This window comes from Acinetobacter sp. NEB149 (assembly GCF_012516415.1).
Taxonomy (GTDB): Bacteria; Pseudomonadota; Gammaproteobacteria; order Pseudomonadales; family Moraxellaceae; genus Acinetobacter; species Acinetobacter lwoffii_V.
Genome location: NZ_CP051208.1, coordinates 731,002 through 752,653 on the forward strand (window position 1 = coordinate 731,002; position 21,652 = coordinate 752,653).

Below are 21,652 nucleotides of genomic sequence, written 5' to 3' on the forward strand. Positions count from 1 at the left end.
ATATATATAATGTATGGATCCATGAATTATTTTTGCTATTTATAGTAAAATGGCTCGTTTTACACCCTTAGTCCTATAAGAGGTCTTGTGATGAATAATGAACAGCTCGCTGAAATTTTAGAAGCCGCTTTTCCAGAAGCGGATGTTGCTGTGAGTGGTCAGGGCGGAAAATTTGATCTCCGTATTGTGGATGATCAATTTGAAGGTAAGCGTCCAGTTGCACGCCAACAAGCTGTTTATGCTCCTCTCAATGCCCATATTGCCAGTGGTGCGGTTCACGCAGTAACGATTCGCGCGATGACAAAAGAAGAATGGCGCAAAGCAAGCTTATTTGGAGCTTAATCATTTAATGGATAAATTTTTAATTCAGGGCGGTATCAAGCTCGAAGGTGAAGTGCGCATTTCTGGTGCAAAGAATGCAGCACTTCCATTATTGGCAGCAATGATTCTTGCTGATACCCCGATTACGCTCAGAAATGTTCCTAATCTAAAAGATGTCAATACGCTGGTAAAGCTGATTGCTGGTCTTGGGATTACCATGACCTATGAAGGCGATACAGTCATTGCTGATACGTCTACATTAGATAACCAGTTCGCACCGTATGAGCTCGTAAAAACTATGCGTGCTTCTATTTTGGTGCTTGGTCCATTATTGGCGCGTTATGGTAGTGCAAAAGTGTCTTTGCCAGGCGGTTGTGCGATTGGTTCCCGTCCTGTCGATCAGCATTTAAAAGCTTTAGAAGCTTTAGGCGCCGAGATTGAAGTGGAAGCCGGCTATGTACATGCCAAAGTCGATGGTCGCCTGAAAGGTGGCGAAGTCGTTTTTGATATGGTGACTGTGGGTGGAACAGAAAATATTCTGATGGCTGCCGTGTTGGCCGATGGCGTGACCACGATTCGCAATGCAGCACGTGAACCTGAAATCACTGATCTTGCGCAAATGCTGATCAAGATGGGTGCCAAGATTGAAGGTCTGGATACCGATACTTTAATTGTGACCGGTGTCGAACGTCTGCATGGCTGTGAATATGCTGTAGTTGCTGACCGGATTGAAACTGGTTCATATCTGGCAGCGGCAGCGATCACTGGTGGTCGTATCAAAACCACGCATACTGATCCATCTCTGATGGAAGCGGTGCTGGACAAGTTTGAAGAAATGGGTGCAGAAGTGACCCGTGGTGATGACTGGATTGAGCTGGATATGCTGGGTAAACGTCCGAAAGCTGTCAGCTTCCAGACCTTGCCACATCCGGAATTTCCAACCGATATGCAAGCCCAGATTATGGCTGTGAATGCCATTGCTCAAGGCTTTGCGACAATTTCTGAAACGATTTTTGAAAACCGTTTCATGCATGTTCCTGAATTGGCACGTATGGGTGCCAATATTCAGGTAGAAGGTAATGATGCTGTGGTAACGGGTGTAGAAAAACTTTCTGCCGCACCCGTAATGGCAACAGATTTACGTGCTTCGTTCTCTTTGGTGCTGGCAGCACTTGCCGCTGAAGGTGAAACGCTGATTGACCGCATTTATCATATTGACCGCGGTTATGAAGATGTAGAAGCAAAGTTACAAAGTTTAGGTGCCCAAATTAAGCGAGTAAATTAATGAGCGATATGAGAAACGATGATCCAAACTTTGACGTAATGGGCAATTTTGATCATGGTTTAACTTTGGCATTAAGTAAGGGGCGTATCTTAAAAGAGACTTTACCTTTGCTAGAAACAGCAGGGATTAATCTTTTAGAAGATCCTGATAAATCTCGTAAATTGATTTTCCCGACCACGCATAAACAGGTTCGTATTCTAATTTTACGTGCTTCAGATGTACCGACTTATGTTGAAAATGGTGCAGCCGATATTGGCGTGGCCGGTAAAGATGTATTGATGGAACATGGTGCACAAAATGTCTATGAACCATTGGACCTGAAAATTGCGGTATGTAAATTGATGACCGCCGGTAAGGTGGGGATGCTACGTCCTAAAGGTCGCTTAAAAATTGCGACCAAGTACGTGAATTTGACCCGTCAATACTATGCCAGCCTTGGCGAGCAGGTTGATGTGATCAAGCTGTATGGCTCCATGGAACTTGCACCATTAGTTGGTCTGGGCGATTACATCGTCGATGTCGTAGATACAGGCAATACCTTGCGTGCCAATGGTTTAGAGCCACTTGAAGAAATCTGCAAAGTGTCTTCGCGTTTAATCGTGAATAAAGCCAGCTTCAAGCGTAAGCAAGCGTTGTTAAATCCGATTCTGGCACAGCTTGAAAAAGCTGTGGAAGAACGTGAAAAGGCCAAACAGGCTTAAATTTGTTGCATAAAAATACCGTCCTCTTAGGGCGGTTTTTTTATTCGATTGAACATAAATACGATGTAAATTCTTTCATCAATTTTACCAAAAGTTATTTCCAATAAAACTCATAGGGCTAGAGCACTATAGCTGCCGACAAAAGTCTGGAAAACAGGTAAACTAAAGCCTTCGAATTCAAACCTGATGGGTAAATTGATGCGACGTTTATCGACCCAAGATCAAAACTTCAAGCAAGCATTTGCTGACTTGTTGGCTTTTGAAACTGTTAATGATCCTGAACTTTTAAAAACTGTAGATCAAATTATTGCTGATGTTCGTCAGCATGGTGATGCTCATGTTCTTAAACTCACTCAACAGTTCGATCGACATCCAGCGCATCAATTTTCAGAGCTTGAACTGACCCAGGAACAATTGAAAGCAGCATTTGATGGTCTAAGCATGGAAGTCCGGGAAGCGCTTGAACTTGCAGCGAATCGTATTCGGGAATTCCACCAAGCACAAAAACAGGACGGCTGGACCTATGTCGATGCTTTAGGAAATACGCTCGGTCAAAAAGTTACCCCACTGGATCGTGTCGGAATTTATGTACCGGGTGGTCTGGCGTCTTATCCGTCTTCAGTATTGATGAATGCGGTGCCTGCACATGTCGCAGGTGTGCCGGAAATTATTATGGTGGTACCTGCGCCGAATGGTGAGTTAAATCCATTGGTACTGGCGGCTGCATATCTGGCAGGCGTAACGCGTGTCTTTACAATTGGTGGCGCGCAAGCTGTTGCGGCATTGGCTTATGGTACAGAAACCATTCTATCAGTCGATAAAATCACCGGCCCAGGCAACCGTTTTGTGGCTGCGGCAAAACGTGCGGTGTTTGGTCAGGTCGGTATCGACATGATTGCAGGACCTTCTGAAATTCTGGTGTATGCCGAAGGCCAAAATAATGCTGAATGGCTGGCGATGGATTTACTTTCGCAAGCTGAGCATGACACTGTGGCACAGGCCATTTTCATTACACCAGATGAACAGTTGCTGAATGATGTTGAGCAGGCGATTGAAATGCATCTGGCAACCTTGCCAAAGGCAGAAATTGCCCGTACCTCGATTGCCAATCGTGGTGCTTTGGTCTTGGTGAAAGACCGCCAAGAAGCATCGGATTTGATTAATCAGGTGGCGCCTGAGCATTTGATGTTATGTTTAGATGATGCAGAAGCAATGTCTGATAGCATTCGTCACGCAGGTGCAATCTTTATGGGTCGTTATACGCCTGAAGCCATTGGTGATTACTGTGCCGGTCCAAACCACGTCTTGCCAACTTCAGGTACTGCGCGTTTTTCATCGCCACTTGGTGTCTATGATTTCCAGAAGCGCTCAAGCCTGATCATGTGCTCACAAGAAGGTGTAAAAACTTTAGCAAAAACCGCGGATATCTTGGCGCAACAAGAAAACCTGGATGCACATGCGCGTTCAGCACGTTATCGTTATCAATCATAAATAGCATTACAACCTCTCACTGACCCTCTCCTAAAAGGAGAGGAGAATTTAAACCACAAAAATCTTGTGTCTTTAGTAATGAAAATTCCTCTCCCTTTGGAGAGGTTAGGAGAGGGTTTAAAGAGAATACAAAATGAATATCACAACAGAACAAATGCGTTTTTGGAGTCCTGAAGTACGTGAATTAAAACCGTATACTCCAGGCGAACAACCAAAAATCCAGAATATTTTAAAACTTAATACCAATGAAAATCCGTATCCACCTTCACCCAAAGTGGTAGAAGCGGTTCAAAAGGTACTTGCGAATTCGGCGGATGTTTTGCGTTTGTATCCAGACCCTGATGCATCAGAGTTGAAACAGGCGATCGCTAAACAACAAAATGTACCTGTTGAAACCGTCTTTGTTGGCAATGGCTCAGATGAAGTCTTGGCGCATATCTTTAAAGCATTTTTTGTTCAAGAAAAACCTGTACTTTATCCAGATATTACCTATAGTTTCTATCCAGTTTATAGTCAGTTTTTTGGCGTCAAAACCAAAATCTTGCCACTCAATGATAACTTTGAAATTGTTGTAGATGACTATAAACAAGCTAATGGCGGCATTATTATTACTAATCCTAATGCGCCGACCAGTATTGATCTAGGTTTGGCTGCGATTGGAGAAATTTTGCAAGCCAATCCGGATTCAGTGGTGGTGATTGATGAAGCCTATGTCGACTTCGGTGCAGAATCAGCAGTCAAGCTGGTTGAGAAATATGAAAATTTAGTGGTATGTCAAACCACATCGAAGTCACGTTCTCTTGCTGGTCTGCGAGTGGGTTTTGCGATTGCTCAGCCACATTTGATTGCAGCACTTGAAGCAGTCAAAAATAGCTTTAACTCTTATCCGATGGACCGTTTTGCGATTGCTGCAGCGGTCGCTTCATTTGAAGATCAAGCCTACTTTGAAGCACAAAATGCAAAAGTGATTAAGAGTCGTGAAAAGTTGGTGTCCCAATTAAATGAGCTTGGTTTTAAAGTTTTACCATCGAGTGCTAACTTTATTTTTGCCTCATTGCCATTTAAGGATGCAGGCGAACTTGCAAGTGAGTTGCGTGAACGTGGCATTATCGTACGTTATTTTAACAAGCCACGTATTAACCAGTTTTTAAGAATTACTATTGGTACAGATGAGCAAAATCAGCGTTTAGTGGATACATTAAAAAACGAGATTTTAGTTTAATCTCTCAAAACCCCTCTTTCATAAAGAGGGAATTTTTCCTCTCTTTTTAAAGGGAGGCTAGAAGGGATTAAAAAAGCGAATCAAATGATTCGCTTTTTTATTTATTCAGGCTGATACCACGTATTTAACAGATCCAGCATTGCTGAAATTTTATCAAAACATTCTTGGTATTCCGCATCACAATCCGAAGAAATGGTAATACCACCACCCGCCCATAAAGAAACATCTTCCTGATATTTTTGGATGGAACGAATCAGGATGTTCCAGGAACCGGTACCATCAAAATTAAAATAACCCATTGATCCACAATAAGCCCCACGTGCTGCACCTTCCAATTCAGCAATAATCTGCATGGCACGAATTTTAGGTGCGCCCGTAATTGAGCCACCTGGTAGGGCTGACATTAACACCTCGAAAGGATTCACATCTGCTTTTAAGGTCGCTTCTACTTCGCTCACCATATGATGCACTTGATTAAAACTTTCGATATTAAATAATTTAGGTGTTTTAACCGAGCCTGTTTCCGCATAAACACTTAAATCATTACGTAATAAATCCACAATCATGACATTTTCTGCCTGATCTTTTTCCGATGCTTTTAAGGTGTGTTTAGATTGTTCATCCAGCACTGGATCGCTATAGCGTGGCATGGTGCCTTTAATTGGTTTGGTGATAATTTTCCGATTTTTTTCGAAGTCAATAAATAACTCGGGTGAGCAGCTGAGTAATTCAAAATCACCAATACGCAGATAACCCGCATAGGGCGCTTCGGTTAATGTCCAGAATGCTTGGGCAGTCGCTAAGAGGGAGCCTTGGGCACGACCTTTAAATTCTTGGGTCAGATTAATCTGATAGCAGTCACCTGCAACAATATAGTCCTGAATTTTCTGAAAAGCCTGAGTATAGACAGATTTGGTCCAGCGTGAGCTACAAGGATTGTTTAAATGAAATGTCGGGTGAATTTTATCTTGGTTAAGTAAGTTCTGAATATGATTGTAAAGCTGTTCTGCCTGTGGATCATCACTATAGAACATCCAGCCATCAGGGGTTGGTTTAATGTAGGAAGAAAATTGACCAATAAATAAACCAGGTTGAGTACGATCTGGATACTGAATATATTGTTGAGCCGCATAATCGTAGCTAATAAAACCGACATAGCCTCCACGAAAGCCATTCTCTTGAGGAGTTTTTAATGCATCGATTGCTAAATTAAACTCAGATGGTCTGGGCTGATAGTGTTCAATCCCTGTTCTTTTAAAAGACTGAATTTGTGATGTCTGGGCAATAAAATATTCTTGAGCGCAGCAGGCAATAAAAGGCTGACCATTATTATTTAAATACACCAGATGATCTAATGTCTTCAACGCGGATAATAGATCTGTAACCAGACGAGATTCAAATTTTAAAGGGCGATGATAGAGAGCTTCGGTCATTCAGTTAAGGAGAGTTCGATATGACTCACTATTTTATATCAAGAAGCGAGGAAAATATTTTTAAATCATGAAATACCGTTTATCGGTAAGCGACAGATTGCGACCAACAACAGTTGATCAAAAACTGACTCGACGCTAATTTAAGTGGGCTAGCAAATTACTCAAGGAAAGATGCTTAAGCTGTCAGAAAATAAAAAATACAGCCTAAACACTGAGTAATTCACAACCAAAAAAAATAGTACTCTTGGGAGAGTAAACAATGAAAAAATTTACAAAATTAGTTTTAGCGACTTCAGTTGCATTTAGTGCCAATGCGATGGCGATGCAAGCAATGGATGATGCATCTCTAAGCGAAACAACGGGTCAAGATGGTTTAACAATTGGTATCGGCATCTCGAAAATTGCTATTGAAAAATTATTTATCCATGATAATGACGGTTTGAATGGTATTAAGGATGCTACAACAGGGGTTGCTCCCAATGCAGGTGCGATCGTAATTCGTGGTAAGACTGATACAGCGCCTGACGCCAATGCTCTTGCTAATCCAACTACTGCAACTCATGGTGTAGTAATTGGTGCTAACTATGATGATAATGGCGCTTACTTACTTCAATCCCGTAATCTTGCTGACTTGGTGATTGATTCAGATGCTGGTGGTGGTAATCCTTTCATTAATGTTGCTGCACAAGTATCGGGTCTTGATATTAAAATTGGCCGAATTGGGGTTACTGCATCTGGCGTAAAAGGTGCTGGTGAGAATGCGAATACGATTCGTCGAGGTGGTGGTGCTGTTGTAAATGATATCATTAGTGGTTTGGATATTAAAACTGGTGTGATGAATGCCAATATTCAACTAGGTGCTGCTCCACAAGGTGCAATGATTAAGTTAAATACCATAATGAAAGGTGGTTTAACTATCAATAATTTAGGTATTTTGGATAATTCAACTAATGGTGGTATCTTGGCAGAAAATGTTGAAGTTAAGCATCCAGTGTCAGGTGATGTATTGTTTAGTGGAGATCTACAGACAAGAGCAGCGGGTGAAATCTTCATTGAAAGTATTAAAATTACAAATGCGAAATCTAATGATTTGACGATTAGCCAAAACATTTCAGTATTTAATGATGCTTATGTGGGTACTGATGCTGCTGCTCCTATTGGTAAGGCAGCGCACGTACGTATTGTAAGTCTGGATACTGGCGCTAAGGACCAATACATTCAAGGTATTCATTTGGGTAACCGTGAAGCAAGATCATCAATTGGTGATATGGAAGTACAAGGTTTACAAACGTTCTACTCTCCTGAGCAAGGTACTTATAATAAAGGTGCAATTTTTACTATTTCTGGTCACTAATCTTCATTTAAAAAAAGCGCGTGTTTACACGCGTTTTTTTTATGACTAAATCATTTATCCAAAAAATAAAAAAAATGCTGTATTTTTTTGAAAAAGAAGGTATCTTTCTAGTTACAGGGAAGTAGAGTGAATGCTCTATAAAAAGAAAAATAGGCGCATCATGCCCATTATAAGAAAAGTTCATAATTATGTTAGAGATCGCGTTGGGCTCGGCATTGATGTATTACGCTGCCAAAGAAGCTCTGGATATCAAAAAACAGCCAAATGGTGCTGTTCACTATACTGAAGTTCTTGATTCAAGAAATGACTCTTTTGTACGTATGCACCGTGAAGCTGTAGAAGTAAAACCGGCACTTCTGGATCAGTTTCAGGGCATTGTACGTCAGGCTTATGATTATAGTTGTGGTTCGGCAGCGCTTACGACCCTGCTCAATGGTTATGTCGGTACGCAGCTGGATGAGCAGCAAGTCATGAGTGGGCTGATGAAATTCGGTGAAACGGATAAAATTGTTGAACGCCGTAGTTTTTCTCTGCTTGATATGAAGCGCTTTGTGTCAGCCTTAGGGTTGGAAAGTGGAGGCTATCGAGGGGAGTTCAAAGATTTAGTTAATCAAGATCAGCCCGCCATTGTTCCGATTTCCTATGCAGGATTTAAGCATTTTGTAGTTTATAAAGGTTATAAAAATGGCCGGGTTTATGTTGCAGATCCAGCACTTGGTAATATCAGTTTTGAGGAACGGCGTTTTCAGGATATTTGGGAAAATAACACTTTGTTCCTGATTAATGTACCTGAACAATATCGCAAAAAATTTCTAGCATTAAAAGAATCAGATATGCGCCATGTAGAAGATGCTACGATCAATCGCTATGCCTTGGTTGACATGCAGTATCCACAATTTTATATGGACAAAATTGCTGATAAAGCTTCTACGATCCGTATGGACCGTAATCGTAATACAGAGTCAGAAAAATTTGGGGAATATCAACATAACTTCCTGAGACTGTATTACAAGAATAAATAAAATGAAAAACAGTAATAAAAATTAAAATGGTGAAATGGATATGAACAGTAAATGGATGAACAAGACGTTCTTGGCACTGAGCATTCAAATGGTAATGGGCGTTGCATTTGCTGCAGAAGAACCAGCACTAGGTGAATACGAAACGGTTGATGAGGAAGTTGTCGTTGAAACTGCTGCATCTGTACCGGCTCAAACCGGGCAGGTCGAAACGCAGGCTGCAGAAGAGTCAGAACTAGGTGAATATGAAGCAGTTGAAGAGGCGGTCGTTGAAACAGCATCACCTGTAGAGACTCAGGCTGGCCAAGTCGTAGATGCATCTCAAGCTTTACAGCAACAAGAAGGAGATGCTACTCAGGCAGCTAATCTGGAAGAAGTATTTACGTCAAATGAACGCCAATACTCTCTGATAAAACAAGGCGAAATTTCATCATATTACGATATTGATTATACCTATTATCGAGACACTCAACTTGATATAGAAATGGCTCAGGGCCAATTGTATCAACTACGTGTTCAAGAAAATGCAACACATAGTATGACCAATACTTTCACTTTCCAATATGGCGTGAAAGATAACCTGACCTTGACTGCATCCTTACCTTTAGTGGCCAAAACTGACTTGTTAAAAGATACGTCTACTGCAGGTTTGGGCGATATTAGTTTGGGTGCTCGCTGGGAACCCTTTCCACTAAAAGCGGGTCGTCTGCCTCTGATTTTATTTGCAAATTTGTCGACTAAAACGGGTGATAGTCCTTATGAAATTAATGCCGCGACAGATCTAGCAGCAGGAAAGGGTTATTACTCTGCTGGAGTAGGTGCTAGTACGCGTAAATACATTGATCCAGTCGTGCTGTTTGCATCAGTTTCTGCGAACTATGGTTTTAAAGAATCAGGCCTAAATCAGCGTCGAGGTAGCCGAATTATTGAGGAGTTTGAACCTGGTGTTAGTGGAGGCTTTGCCTTTGGTTTCGCATATTCATTTAACTATGACGTTTCGATGACCATGTCCTATCAGCAAAGCTTTAATACCGGTGCGGAATTTAGCTATAACACGGGTGAAAGTTATTCTGCTGCGGATCAGACCAGTTCTACCTTTGCAATTTCCTTAGGTGTGCGAGTCTCTCCAGAAACCATTGTTAATGGTACCGTTGGCCTAGGGCTGACCGAAGATGCACCGGATGTTTCGTTGGGACTGTCATTCCCACTTGATATTTTAGGTTTTGGTAAAAAAATTAGTTAATAGGGGGTGTCGTATGAAAAACATTCGACTTAGCCCGTTATTAACAGGAATTATTCTTGCGGGCTGTTCAAGTTATACCTTTGCACAATTGGGAACCAACCTTTCAGTTGATTTACGTGCACTATCCATGGGGAATGCTGTCACTGCAGATCCTCCAGGGGTCAATGCGGTCCACTTTAACCCGGCTGCACTGACTAAAATTAATGGGCTGCAAACCGAACAGCAAATCATTGTGGCTAATTTTGATATCCAGCGTGAGTTTTCAGTACCCGCCGGATATAACGTATTTGGCTATTCTGATGATCCTATTGTCTGTAATGACGGTCCTGAAGTTTCATCTGATTTGTGTACCGATTTTAAAGGCCCAGTCAAAGGCGATGTGGAATATGTCAGCCTGTATGTTCCTTTTCTGAAAAAAATGGTGGATTTAGGCGAAGGTCTTCCTTTGACTGCACCCACGATGGGGATCGCATACAATCCCCCTGGATCGAAAGCCACTTATGCGACTGCTGTTTATGCTCCTCTCATGGCAGGTTTTGGTCATGAAGATGGGAACCCGGCAAACTTTATGGGACAGCAGGTTGCTTTAGAGCGGATTACCTATCTGTCACCATCCATCGGTTATGAGGTCAATGACCAACTGTCGATTGGTGCTTCTATCGGGATGTCTTATCAAGCCATCGGAATGAAAACGGACTTGCGTTTCCCGAATGAGTTGATTGGGATGTTGCGTATGATCGACGAAGTCGTGTGTACGCCGTTTAAAGAAAATTCCGACATTATTACAGATATTCTTTTGCTCGGGATCTGTAATGCGGATGAGGGGATGAACCCATTTGGCAAGTTTGGTCAAATGCAACTGGAGCTTGAGCAGAACTTAAGCCCAAGTTATAACCTGGGAATATTGTGGGAACCGCGCGAAGACTTTAGTTTTGGTATGGTGTACCAAAGTGCTGCAAAAATGCGCTTAAAAGGTAAATATCATATTGATAATGCCAAAGCTCCTCAGGAAATGATTAAAGGTTTAATGACCTCACCGACCGGCCAGATTCTGGCTGCAATTCTTGGATTTCCTAATTACATACCATCGAGTGAATCTGGTCTGGTGTCGCAGGATTTTGAATATCCGGCGCATTTTCAGGCAGGTATCAAATATAAAGTGATGCCAGATTTGCAAGTGAATTTTGATATTGGCTGGACAGATTACAAGGTCTGGGACGAATTTAAATTCGAATTTGATCGTACCATTTCAGCCCTAAAAATTGCCAAAATTTTGTCTGCCAATGTTACTGACTCAACCTTGGCTTTACCGATGGGATTTGAATCGCCGTGGAACTTTGGTATCGGGATGGAGTATTCCGCTACAGACCGTTTGAAGCTTCGGGCAGGTTATGAACCACGGACCAGTGCTATTCCAAAAAATAAGCGTAATACCATGGTACCGATCAATGGTGCACAGTTATTTGGTTTAGGTGTGGGTTACCGTTTTGATGCAGACACTGATCTGGATCTATCAATTGGTTTCTTGCGTAGCAAAGATCAGATTCCAGCAAATACCAGTAGTTTAGCCAACCAGACAGGGGTAAATAACCTGTTATTAAACCCATATGCAGGTTTAAACGTAAAAACAGATACCAAAATTACAATTTTAGGTTTGAATTATCGCACGCGTTGGTAAGGGAAAAATGATCAAGACAGGGAACGTTGGATTGACAGCGGTACTGGCATTAAGTCTGGTATCCGTGTCTTTTTATACAAGCGCTAAAGAATTTATTACGATTATTGGTCCGGATGGACGACCATTAGTCGTACCCCGTAATAATGCAGAGAAAAAAATTGAGGACAAATCTCGATTGTCGAAAACAGTAGGAACTGCAGCAGTTCAGTCCACACCTGTAAAGCAAAACTTAGAAAAAGTGTCCGTCGTAAAAAATGGACAAGTCAAACCTAAGCATGACCATAATATGGTTGTACAACCAGTACAACCAGTACAACCAGTACAACCAGTACAACCAGTACAACCAGTACAACCAGTACAACCAGTACAACCGCATATTGCGCAAGAAAAGATTCAGTCTAAACCACAATTAATACTTGGATCTCAAACTATTCAAACTCCTGATGCTGGAGTTGGATCTTCTGTTGCTACCATACAAAAGCCGGGATTTAGCCAGGTTGAAGGCATTGAATATGTGGATAGTGAGTATCTGGAAAATAAAGAATTTAATTTGGAAGGCAAAAAACGTTTCTATAGCATGCCCGAAGGAGTCGTGGATAAAAATATCGGAACTACCCAGATCCAGACAATTGAACGTGAAAAAGGGGTGGGACAATCCGTATTAAAATCCTTGTTTCAAACGCCAGAAGTAGATTCCGGTCCTGTGGTACTGGCTCAAAGTTATTATCGTATTTCACAGTCGGAGACCATTGATAGCTTGGGCAAGCAATGTTTTAATGATAAGAAAATTAAAAAAGCTAAAGAAATCAGCCTTAAAAAAGCAGTTAACCTCTGGCCACGTGCGCCTCTTAAAGCAGACGAATTTGATTTTGAAGTGGTAAAGCTTCAATCCGATATCCAGAATATTCAGATTAACTCTTATGCCTCTAGCCAGAAAAATCCAACGTATTATTGGCCTTTTGTTGTATTTTTAGACAGTCGTGGCTGTGTGCTTGAAGGGGCGGGTGGTTTTAAAAATCAGGAAGGACAGGCGAATATTATTCAACATGAGCGTATCGAAGGGATTCTCCAGATTCCTGCTCAAAGTGAATATATATTATTGACGCCTTTGGCCTCAGCAATAGATGTTGAAGACAAGATGCTGATAAATCATGGACAACTAAAATTAGTCGCCATTCGATAAGGACTATTCGAGTACAAAAAGATGAAAAATAAAATATTATTTCCATTTGCTTTAACCACACTTTTAACGGCACTGAGTGGGTGTGGTGGGGAAAGTGCCAATGTCATTCCAGAAAAAAATGATGAAGCCACGACCAATGGTACTTGTACCCCAGGTACAACTAACTGTGTGGAATGGGGGCTGGAATATCCGCTCGATGGTTTGAACTTTAACTGTAGTAGCGATACAGAAAATACCTTTATTACGTTATTTGATAGTAAAAACGGGGTTGCTTCTGGAACCTGTCAAAAGACGGATAATATTGAGTTTTATATTCAAAGTTTTGCTTCACGCAAGATTAATTTAGGTCAAATTAAACTCAGCGATTATGCCAGTTTTAGTGCCCAGACCCAGCTGCCGCGTTTAAGTGTAATCGATATTGCAACTGGGATTGCTCGACGTCCGGTAGGTGATTTGGTGCCTAATGATCCTACCGTTCAGGTGGCCATGCGTCTGGTTAAAATTCTGCAAGCTTTGGCGTTAGAAGAAGGGCGTATTATTAATCCATCTGATGTACAACCTTTGTATATTACTGAAGAGATGCGTAAAGACCTGGCGAAAACCAGTGAGAATATCAATCTGATGGATGCCGATTTGGCGACCAAAATTAAAGATTTTGTTGATATCAGCACAATTTCGGATGAGGTGGCTTTTGCCACCGTTAAAAAACTGGTGACGATTGCTAACGCAGCCGTGTATCAGCCAGAATTTTCATTATTCTCAACTTCAGGCGTAATTGGTAGTAACCTGACGGGTTCAGATGGACTGGTGGGCTGTAATCAAAGCCCTTGTGATATTAAGAATAAGAATACTAAATATTTATTTGGCCATTTTATGCTGATTACCGATCGCCAGGGCTATACCTTTGGCAGCGGCTTACAATGGCGTGATAATGAGTTAACTCTGGCTAAAGAAAATTTATCTTCCTTAGGGGGGATTAATGCTCAACTCATCCGTAAGGTGAAACCGGTACAAATGACCGCTGATCCGCAAAGTTCATGGATTCATCCAACCAGTAAAACCATTAACACGCCTTACCGCTTGAATATTGCAAATAATGCGACTCCGCTTGAGTTGTATCAAGGCAGATTATTGAATGATTATGTGATCGCCGGTAAAGAAGCTTTCTATAAGATGGTGACTGACAAAAAATCGCTGGATACTTCCGATCAAGCCAACTTGGGGTTGTGGCGTTTGCAGGCCGATGGTGAAAACTATACGGGAAGCGTTGATCTATATAAGATTTTCCCAATTAGTTATCTGGATCGTCAGGTCTTTAAAACAGCGCAGAACGTGGCAGATAAGGAGAAATATATCTTCCCAATGTATGCCAATCTGGAATTTAAATTTACAGATACCACTGTCAGCCCAATTACTTTAGGAATTGTAATTGACAGTAATGGTGATGTACGCACCAATATGCAATCCTCTAGTAGTTTTGCGACTGATCCGGTGAATGGCTGTCAAGGTGATGTATTGGCAGCTACGCTCTTAGATCATCAAGGCATACAACAATATCGCCTTGGAACTTTGGGACGTGCATTTGTGGCTGATAAAGCGGTTTCCATGCGCCTGATTTTGGCCAATGAAAAGTTTGGTAATATCAATGGCGCATTGGTAGGGGTAGACTCACGCATCCAGTCTTCACCGGATTCTAGGGATTCGATTGTGATCGGTGGTGCACTGCTTAATTTGTCTAATGTGTTGGATACTAATGTTGGCCAGAATGGGCGTGTAACTTTCCTGAATTCGGCAGGGGATGGGGTACAATGGGCCAATACCTATGCGAGTTTTCAAAAAGTTTATAATAATAACAATGAGGGTGAAACACTGGCAGATATTAGCCTGGCAAAATTAAACGGTGGTTCAGTTGAGTTTAAGCTTGCGGATTGCTATCAAGTCAAAGCCAAATAATATTCTTTAAAAATAAAAAATCCCATCTTGGTATGGGATTTTTTTATGGATGTTAGATTTAACCCGTGTGGTCTAGACGCGTGCCTAAGGTTTCCAGATGCATTGGAAAAATATTATTTTTACGATCCTCAAAATAATGTCTGAGGGTGTGTTCTACACTCGGGAAGGCAAGTTCAGTCCAAGGAATATCTACTTCATCAAATAAACGTGTTTCGATGGTCTCTTCACCCGCACCAAATTTTCCATCAATCAGATTGGCTTTAAATAGCACATAAATCTGACCAATACGCGGAATGTTATACATACAGTACAGCTGTTCAATGTCTACTTCAGCTTCGGCTTCTTCGCGGGTTTCCCGGGCAGCCCCTTGCTCCATGGTTTCAAACAGTTCCATATAGCCGGCAGGTAACGTCCATAAGCCGTAGCGCGGTTCAATGGCACGACGGCACAACAGTACTTTGTTTTCGAATAAGACTAAAGCGCCACAAATCACTTTCGGATTAATGTAATGAATAGAGCCGCATGAATCACATACGCTGCGAATTTGCTGATCGCCCAAAGGAATTTTAGCAGTGGTTTTATGTCCACAATTCACACAGAAGTTCATATTCATCATCAATGATAAAAGTAAGCTCAGGATAACTGAAAAAGCAAAATTTGGCATCATTTCTCTCCCGCCCCGACTAAAATCAGCTATGATGAAATTATGATCATCGTCAGGGCTGAGAGAATGGATGCATGTGAATTGACACAAAGGTTGCAGCAACGCTTACGTTTTTCCAAGCGTATCCGATCTGCGCATGCTGCCGTGTTGATTGCAATTACAGATGAAGCTGACCCGAAAGTATTACTGACGCGCCGTTCAGCTTATTTGAATAATCATGCCGGAGAAGTCTCATTTCCGGGTGGCAAGCGCGATCCGCAAGATACCAGTAATATTGTGGTGGCTTTAAGAGAAGCCTATGAGGAAACGGCTCTCAATCCTTTTGATGTACATTTAATGGGTGATTTACCCATGCAAAAAGCCCGCAATGGCATGCTGGTCAAACCGATTGTGGGACTGATTCCTCCGCAAGTGAAGCTGATTCCACAACCGACGGAAATCGACCGGATTTTCTTTGCCCCATTGCAGCATTTACTTGAAGTGACGCCCACACCTTATGAAGTTCGCTTTGCTCAGCAATCCTTATATTTTCCGAGTATGCGGGTAGAAAATGAAGTGGTTTGGGGCTTGACCGCACGTATGTTGATTTCTTTATTTCAATATGGGCTGGATTATAAAAAAGACTGGCCATTCTTGCTTAATTCTCCAACTTTTAAACGCTCCAAATTTTTTTAACCATTGAATAGGATTTTATCAATGTTGTACAAATTTCAGGGATATATACCTACCGCTACACATCAGCCATGGGATGGCTGGGTGGCACCAACGGCAACAGTGATTGGACAGGTTGAGCTTGGACGACAAGTCAGTGTCTGGTTTGGGGCTGTAGTACGTGCAGATAACAGTAAAATTAAATTGGGTGACTTTAGTAATGTGCAGGAAAATGCAGTACTGCATACGGATGCCGGCATTGAGATGAATATTGGCAATTATGTGACAATTGGGCATCAGGCCATGCTGCATGGCTGTACCATTGGAGATAACAGCCTGATCGGAATTCAAGCCGTCATTCTGAACAATGCCGTGATTGGCAAGAATTGTATTATCGGGGCCAATGCCTTGATTCCTGAAGGTAAGATCATTCCGGATAATTCCGTGGTGATGGGCTCACCCGGTAAAGTGGTGAAAACGCTGGATGATGACAGTATTCAAAAATTAACAATGAGCGCCATGCATTATGCTGAACATTTTCAAAACTTTCAGGAGTTGGAAGAAGTGCAACTCTAAGGCACTCTTTTAATGAGTGAATCATAAGCCTAGATTTTCTAGGCATTTTTGTATCTGTTTCGGGAAAATCTCGCGTAGCGGATATGAGTGGAGTATCATATCCGCGTTTTTTATATTCTCTGAATTAAGGTTGTGCATGAAAGTGCTGGCATTGGAGACTGCCAATGAGCAGTGTTCCGCTTCTGTAATCGATGATACTCAAGAACTATTTTTTCAGCTTGATGCGCGCGCCAAGGCACAAACGCAAACGATTCTCCCGATGATTGAACAAGGTCTGCAAGATCTTGGGCTGGCCATTGCTGATTTGACTGCGATTGCCTTTAGTCGTGGTCCGGGTTCTTTTAGCGGTGTCCGCATTAATGCTGCCGTGACTCAGGCCTTGGCTTGGTCAAATGATGTGCCGGTAATTCCGGTGTCGACTTTACAGGCTTTGGCACAAGCAGCCTACCGTTTACATGGTCTGACTGAGGTGTCTGCGGTATTGGATGCCCGTATGAGCGAAGTCTATATCGCGAGCTATCAACTGGATGCGAAGGGGATTATGCAACCGGTCGATGATGAGCAACTGTTAAGTTATGCAGCAGGTAGCCAAGCTGTGCGCTTTACCCCGGTTGGCTCAGGTGCTGAACTGGTACAAAGCGAAACTTCAATTTATAAAGATGTGCATGCGACCGCACAGGATATCGCCAGCATTGCACGTGCAGCGGCACAAGCAGAAAACTGGGTCAGTGCAGAATTGGCATTACCCGTATATTTACGCGATAACGCGTGGAAAAAAATTCCAGAACAAGGTAAAGCATAATTAATTAGGATAAAGCATGGATCTTTTACTGCTACTCAAAGCGGCCATCATGGGTATTATCGAAGGCATTACCGAGTTTTTGCCTATTTCCAGTACCGGCCATTTGATTTTGGCATCAGAATTAATGAATTTCTGGACCAAGGAAAAGAGTGATGTATTTGTCATCGCGATCCAGATGGGGGCAATTGCTGCCGTTATTTATGAATATTGGGCACGTCTTTGGGGTGCAGCGACCGGGATTGTCAGCGGTGAACCGCAAGGTCGCCGTTTAGGCATTGGCCTGATTCTAGCTTCTATTCCGATTATATTGATTGGTCTGACTTTGGGACAAACTGTCAAACAATTACTGTTTAATGATATTGCCATCGCCATTGGTTTGATCGTCGGTGGTTTGATCATTATCTGGATTGAAAAGAATCCACCACAAGTCCGTGTGCATGAAGTTGAAGAACTCAGCATTAGAGATGCGATCTGGATTGGCCTGATTCAGGTTTTATCCTTGATACCGGGAACTTCCCGTTCAGGCGCAACCATTATCGGTGCAATGTTCCTAGGTGTGTCCCGTAAGGCAGCGACTGAATTCTCATTTTTCTTGGGTATTCCGGTCATTATCGGTGCTGGCCTGCTGGATCTTTATCAAAGCTATGATGTCTTAAATACGACTGAAGACTGGACCGTGATCGGAGTTGGGCTTCTGGTTTCCTTTATCTCGGCATTGATATTAATCCGAGCGCTGGTCGCTTATGTGGCCAAACGCGACTTTATGATCTTTGCCTGGTATCGTATTGCTTCGGGTCTGCTGATTTTATTATTTGCCTATACGGGTTGGAAACTATGGTAAGCGCGATTCGCTTATATACCGAATCTGACTATCAAGAGAAAGCACAGCACTTTGAGGCTGTGCTTTCTTCTCGTGGGGTGCAGGTCGAGATTGAAACTGTTGAAAAACTCAATGCACGTTTTTTCCGTTTAAATCCTGAACTGGCACTCTGTGTCGATGCTGACGGACTCTGGTTATGTGCCAACGGCATGAAGATGCAACCGGACTGGCAAGCGGAAACCGGGCGTTTAAAACGCGCATCGTTGAAATCGGAAATGATTGCACGCGCCTGTAATTTAAGTGAAAAACCAAGCTTAGTCGATGCGACTGCGGGTCTGGGGCATGACAGTCTGTTGATGGCACATTTAGGCGCGCAAGTCACCCTGGTTGAACGGCATCCGATTCTGTTCACCTTGCTTGAAGATAGCCATACACGTGCCCAGTCGGATGCATTCCTGAGTCAGGTCGTGTCGCGGATTAATTTGGTCTTTTCTGATTCAGCCGATTATTTAAAACAGCAGGCCGAGCAGCAGCAGATTGTTGATGTGGTTTATCTTGATCCAATGTTCCCACAGCGGGATCAAAATCAGCAGGCAGTCAAAAAGCAGGCACAGGTCAAAAAACAGATGCAGCTGTTGCATATGTTATTGCCTGAAGATGGTGAAATGGATCTGGGCGATAACCTTTTAGAACTGGCACAGAAAATTGGCAAGCGTGTCGTGGTCAAACGTCCGCGTCTGGCGGTATTTCTGGCTGGAAAAGAGCCAAATCATCAATGGCAAGGCGATGCTTGTCGCTTTGATGCGTATTTTCAGCATGAACTTGTAGCTGAATAGGATAATGGCTTCTTTATTAAGCAAAGATTTGTTATATATTTAAAATTAGCATTGATTAAATGCTTATCAAGCATAAACTTATTCAGCACATTAGCGAGCCACTCATCTCCTTGAAATCCTATGATCGACTTTAAACCCTCCATTAATTTTTGGCACGATTTTAAGAGCAACCAAATTGCCGGGATGTGGTTATTTCTGGGGTCGAGGCGTTCTTTACAACTGGTCCGTCCATCCATCATGCAACTGGTGTTCTGGGGGATCTTGGGTGGCTGCGCCAACAGTTTGTTTAGCTGGCTCAGTTCAGGCCGTATGGGAGATTTTAACTCTCAAGGCCTGATCAGTTATGCGCTTTGGCCTTTCATTGCCTTGATTGTCGGTATTTTTCTTTCGCAACGGGTCAATAATCCACGCCTGATGCTGGTGCCAGCCTTGTTATGGTTGGTGTTAGATACCCATATCATGCTGTTCCAGTGCCTGATCCAGTATCTGGGTGATCTGGATTATCTACCGTATATCCTCTATGACTATATTCCAACGCTCTTTGTCATGCTATTTGTCTGGCAAAGTCTGGCAGTGGTCTGGGTGATTTCACGTGAATTAAAATGGCCGTGGTGGGAACGTGCGCTGATTATGCTGGCGACCCTGTTTACCTTGGTGGTCTGGCAGATTTCAGTCAAAGATCAGCCGATTTGGAAAGTCGAAGAAATTCCACCGAGTTTTGCTGAAGATGCTTTCTATACCCAGCCAACTCTGCTGAACAAAGCGCTGGAAAATATCGAATACGGTGAATTCGCACAGTCGCACTGGTATTTCATGGGGGTGGCCGGAGCGAGCTATCAGGATGTATTCCATTCTGAAGTCGAGCGGATTAAAGAACAGTTTGATACCCGTTTTGGTACTTTTGGCCGATCGATTGCCTTGGTTAATCACCCAGCGACACGTACCACCATGCCGATTGCTTCCAAAACCAGTATGGAGCTGGCATTACGCCGTATGGGGCAGCAGATGAACCGGGAAAGTGATGTGCTGTTTTTATATATGACCTCTCACGGTTTGCCGAATGTGTTTGAAATGGAAAATGCACCGCTGGATCTAGCACAAGTCGATCCAAAATGGTTGCGTGAAACACTAGATGCATCAGGCATACGTTGGCGCGTGATCGTAATCTCGGCATGTTTTTCAGGCAGTTTTGCTTCTGCCTTACAGAATGACAATACCTTAGTGATTACGGCTTCGGCAGCTGACCGTCAGTCTTTTGGCTGTTCGAATGAAGCAGATTATACCTATTTTGGCCGTGCGTTCTTTGATGAAGCCATGCGTGAAAATAGCAGCTTGCAAAGCTCGTTCGCCCAGGCCACAGATACCGTAGCAAAATGGGAATCGGCTCAAGGTTTTGAGCCATCAGAACCGCAATGGGTCATCGGCAAGAATATGGAATTGATGTTGCCACAACTGGAGCAACGTTTATTTCCACAGACCAGTACGGCGACACCATCTCCCTAGATCAATGTCATCCACAGACCGGTTGCAATAATAAGGAATAGCCATGGAACTTATACAGAACAATAGAAACTTTGAAGGTGAACAGCGGATTTATCGTTTTGATTCACGCTATCTTAAAACACCGACTAAATTTGGCATTTTTCTGCCGCCTCAAGCTTTAGAAGGTCACAGCTGTCCGGCATTATTCTATCTGGCAGGTTTGACCTGTACCGAAGAAACCTTTACCATCAAGGCGCATGCACAGCGTTTGGCGGCGCAACTTGGCTTGATTCTGATTACACCAGATACCTCACCACGTGGTGAAAGCGTGGCAGAAGGCGACAACTGGGATATCGGTCAGGGTGCGGGTTTTTATATCAACGCTACCCAGACGCCGTGGGCTGAACATTACCAGATGGAAAGCTTTATTGTGGATGAACTCTATGCACTGGTCACTGAGGAGTTCGTGATCCATCCCGGCAAGATCGGCATCTTTGGCCACAGTATGGGTGGTCATGGCGCATTGACCCTGGCATTTAAATATCCAGAAAAATTTAAATCTGTTTCAGCCTTTGCACCGATTTGTGCACCGAGCCAGTGTCCTTGGGGCGACAAAGCATTCTCGAATTATCTGGGTACTGAGAAAGAGGAATGGCTGAAACATGATGCAACCGCTTTGGTTCAGGAAAAGGGCGCATTATTTAGCGATATCCTGATTGATCAGGGTTTTTCGGACCAGTTCTATAACCAGCTCAATCCAGCCCTGTTTCAGCAAGCTTGTGATGCCGTGAACCAGCCGCTAACTTTGCGTGAACATCAGGGCTATGATCATGGCTATTACTTTATTCAAAGTTTCGTAGATGATCATTTGCAATTCCATGCCGTGCAGTTAAATCCTTAAAGTAGGACTGCAGATATGTAGCAAAGCCAAAAAGATT

At 42.8% G+C, this 21,652-nt stretch carries 20 protein-coding genes; 18 read left to right on the plus strand and 2 right to left on the minus strand.

What is annotated here, in order from left to right; genetic code table 11:
- Positions 1–90: 90 nt before the first annotated feature.
- The 5 genes from ibaG (at position 91) to hisC (ending at position 5,020) form a co-directional block, all read left to right on the plus strand.
- Complete coding sequence (gene ibaG, locus HGD77_RS03405) at positions 91–342, plus strand: BolA family iron metabolism protein IbaG (RefSeq protein ID WP_004730742.1); 252 nt, start codon at positions 91–93, stop codon at positions 340–342.
- Positions 343–349: 7 nt separating this feature from the next.
- Positions 350–1,606, plus strand: coding sequence for a UDP-N-acetylglucosamine 1-carboxyvinyltransferase (gene murA / locus HGD77_RS03410; protein ID WP_168730682.1), 1,257 nt, complete (start codon positions 350–352; stop codon positions 1,604–1,606).
- A complete protein-coding gene (gene hisG / locus HGD77_RS03415) occupies positions 1,606–2,307 on the plus strand; it encodes an ATP phosphoribosyltransferase (protein WP_004730740.1) in 702 nt (233 codons plus the stop codon). Before murA ends, hisG begins: the two co-directional genes overlap by 1 nt.
- Positions 2,308–2,493: 186 nt before the next feature.
- Complete coding sequence (gene hisD / locus HGD77_RS03420; protein WP_004646026.1) at positions 2,494–3,798, plus strand: histidinol dehydrogenase; 1,305 nt, start codon at positions 2,494–2,496, stop codon at positions 3,796–3,798.
- A 133-nt stretch (positions 3,799–3,931) separates the two neighbouring features.
- Positions 3,932–5,020, plus strand: coding sequence for a histidinol-phosphate transaminase (gene hisC / locus HGD77_RS03425; protein WP_004646027.1), 1,089 nt, complete (start codon positions 3,932–3,934; stop codon positions 5,018–5,020).
- A gap of 101 nt (positions 5,021–5,121) precedes the next feature.
- On the opposite strand, the gene HGD77_RS03430 is transcribed toward hisC, so the two are convergent.
- Positions 5,122–6,453, minus strand: coding sequence for an anthranilate synthase component I family protein (locus HGD77_RS03430; RefSeq protein WP_168730683.1), 1,332 nt, complete (start codon positions 6,451–6,453; stop codon positions 5,122–5,124).
- A gap of 259 nt (positions 6,454–6,712) precedes the next feature.
- On the opposite strand from HGD77_RS03430, the gene HGD77_RS03435 reads away from it, so the two are divergent.
- The 6 genes from HGD77_RS03435 (at position 6,713) to HGD77_RS03460 (ending at position 14,883) form a co-directional block, all read left to right on the plus strand.
- The gene (locus HGD77_RS03435; RefSeq protein WP_168730684.1) at positions 6,713–7,807 is read left to right on the plus strand and encodes a DUF6160 family protein; all 1,095 of its coding nucleotides are present in this window, start codon (positions 6,713–6,715) and stop codon (positions 7,805–7,807) included.
- 188 nt (positions 7,808–7,995) lie between these two features.
- Positions 7,996–8,829 (plus strand): C39 family peptidase, encoded by an 834-nt coding sequence (locus HGD77_RS03440; protein WP_168730685.1) that lies wholly within the window; start codon positions 7,996–7,998, stop codon positions 8,827–8,829.
- Between the two features lie 34 nt (positions 8,830–8,863).
- The gene (locus HGD77_RS03445) at positions 8,864–10,069 is read left to right on the plus strand and encodes a hypothetical protein (RefSeq protein WP_004646032.1); all 1,206 of its coding nucleotides are present in this window, start codon (positions 8,864–8,866) and stop codon (positions 10,067–10,069) included.
- Between the two features lie 13 nt (positions 10,070–10,082).
- Complete coding sequence (locus HGD77_RS03450; RefSeq protein ID WP_168730686.1) at positions 10,083–11,747, plus strand: OmpP1/FadL family transporter; 1,665 nt, start codon at positions 10,083–10,085, stop codon at positions 11,745–11,747.
- A 7-nt stretch (positions 11,748–11,754) separates the two neighbouring features.
- Positions 11,755–12,930: a putative pilus assembly protein FilE gene (gene filE / locus HGD77_RS03455; protein WP_168730687.1), complete on the plus strand. Its 1,176-nt coding sequence runs from the start codon at positions 11,755–11,757 to the stop codon at positions 12,928–12,930.
- A 21-nt stretch (positions 12,931–12,951) separates the two neighbouring features.
- Positions 12,952–14,883, plus strand: coding sequence for a hypothetical protein (locus HGD77_RS03460; RefSeq protein WP_168730688.1), 1,932 nt, complete (start codon positions 12,952–12,954; stop codon positions 14,881–14,883).
- A 58-nt stretch (positions 14,884–14,941) separates the two neighbouring features.
- On the opposite strand, the gene HGD77_RS03465 is transcribed toward HGD77_RS03460, so the two are convergent.
- Positions 14,942–15,490: an NUDIX hydrolase gene (locus tag HGD77_RS03465; RefSeq protein ID WP_168730985.1), complete on the minus strand. Its 549-nt coding sequence runs from the start codon at positions 15,488–15,490 to the stop codon at positions 14,942–14,944.
- A 123-nt stretch (positions 15,491–15,613) separates the two neighbouring features.
- Here HGD77_RS03465 and HGD77_RS03470 point away from each other — a divergent pair, with 123 nt between their 5' ends.
- The 7 genes from HGD77_RS03470 (at position 15,614) to fghA (ending at position 21,615) form a co-directional block, all read left to right on the plus strand.
- A complete protein-coding gene (locus HGD77_RS03470; protein ID WP_168730689.1) occupies positions 15,614–16,222 on the plus strand; it encodes a CoA pyrophosphatase in 609 nt (202 codons plus the stop codon).
- Between the two features lie 24 nt (positions 16,223–16,246).
- Positions 16,247–16,774 (plus strand): gamma carbonic anhydrase family protein, encoded by a 528-nt coding sequence (locus tag HGD77_RS03475; protein ID WP_171521913.1) that lies wholly within the window; start codon positions 16,247–16,249, stop codon positions 16,772–16,774.
- Between the two features lie 136 nt (positions 16,775–16,910).
- On the plus strand, positions 16,911–17,576 hold the full coding sequence (gene tsaB / locus HGD77_RS03480) for a tRNA (adenosine(37)-N6)-threonylcarbamoyltransferase complex dimerization subunit type 1 TsaB (protein ID WP_168730690.1): 666 nt from the start codon (positions 16,911–16,913) through the stop codon (positions 17,574–17,576).
- Positions 17,577–17,592: 16 nt separating this feature from the next.
- The gene (locus HGD77_RS03485; protein ID WP_004279167.1) at positions 17,593–18,417 is read left to right on the plus strand and encodes an undecaprenyl-diphosphate phosphatase; all 825 of its coding nucleotides are present in this window, start codon (positions 17,593–17,595) and stop codon (positions 18,415–18,417) included.
- The gene (locus HGD77_RS03490; RefSeq protein WP_168730691.1) at positions 18,411–19,232 is read left to right on the plus strand and encodes a class I SAM-dependent methyltransferase; all 822 of its coding nucleotides are present in this window, start codon (positions 18,411–18,413) and stop codon (positions 19,230–19,232) included. The genes HGD77_RS03485 and HGD77_RS03490 overlap by 7 nt, the downstream gene beginning before the upstream one ends.
- A gap of 120 nt (positions 19,233–19,352) precedes the next feature.
- Entirely contained in the window at positions 19,353–20,735 is a 1,383-nt protein-coding gene (locus tag HGD77_RS03495) for a C13 family peptidase (RefSeq protein WP_168730692.1), read from the plus strand.
- A 43-nt stretch (positions 20,736–20,778) separates the two neighbouring features.
- Positions 20,779–21,615, plus strand: coding sequence for an S-formylglutathione hydrolase (fghA, locus tag HGD77_RS03500; protein ID WP_168730693.1), 837 nt, complete (start codon positions 20,779–20,781; stop codon positions 21,613–21,615).
- Positions 21,616–21,652: the final 37 nt, after the last annotated feature.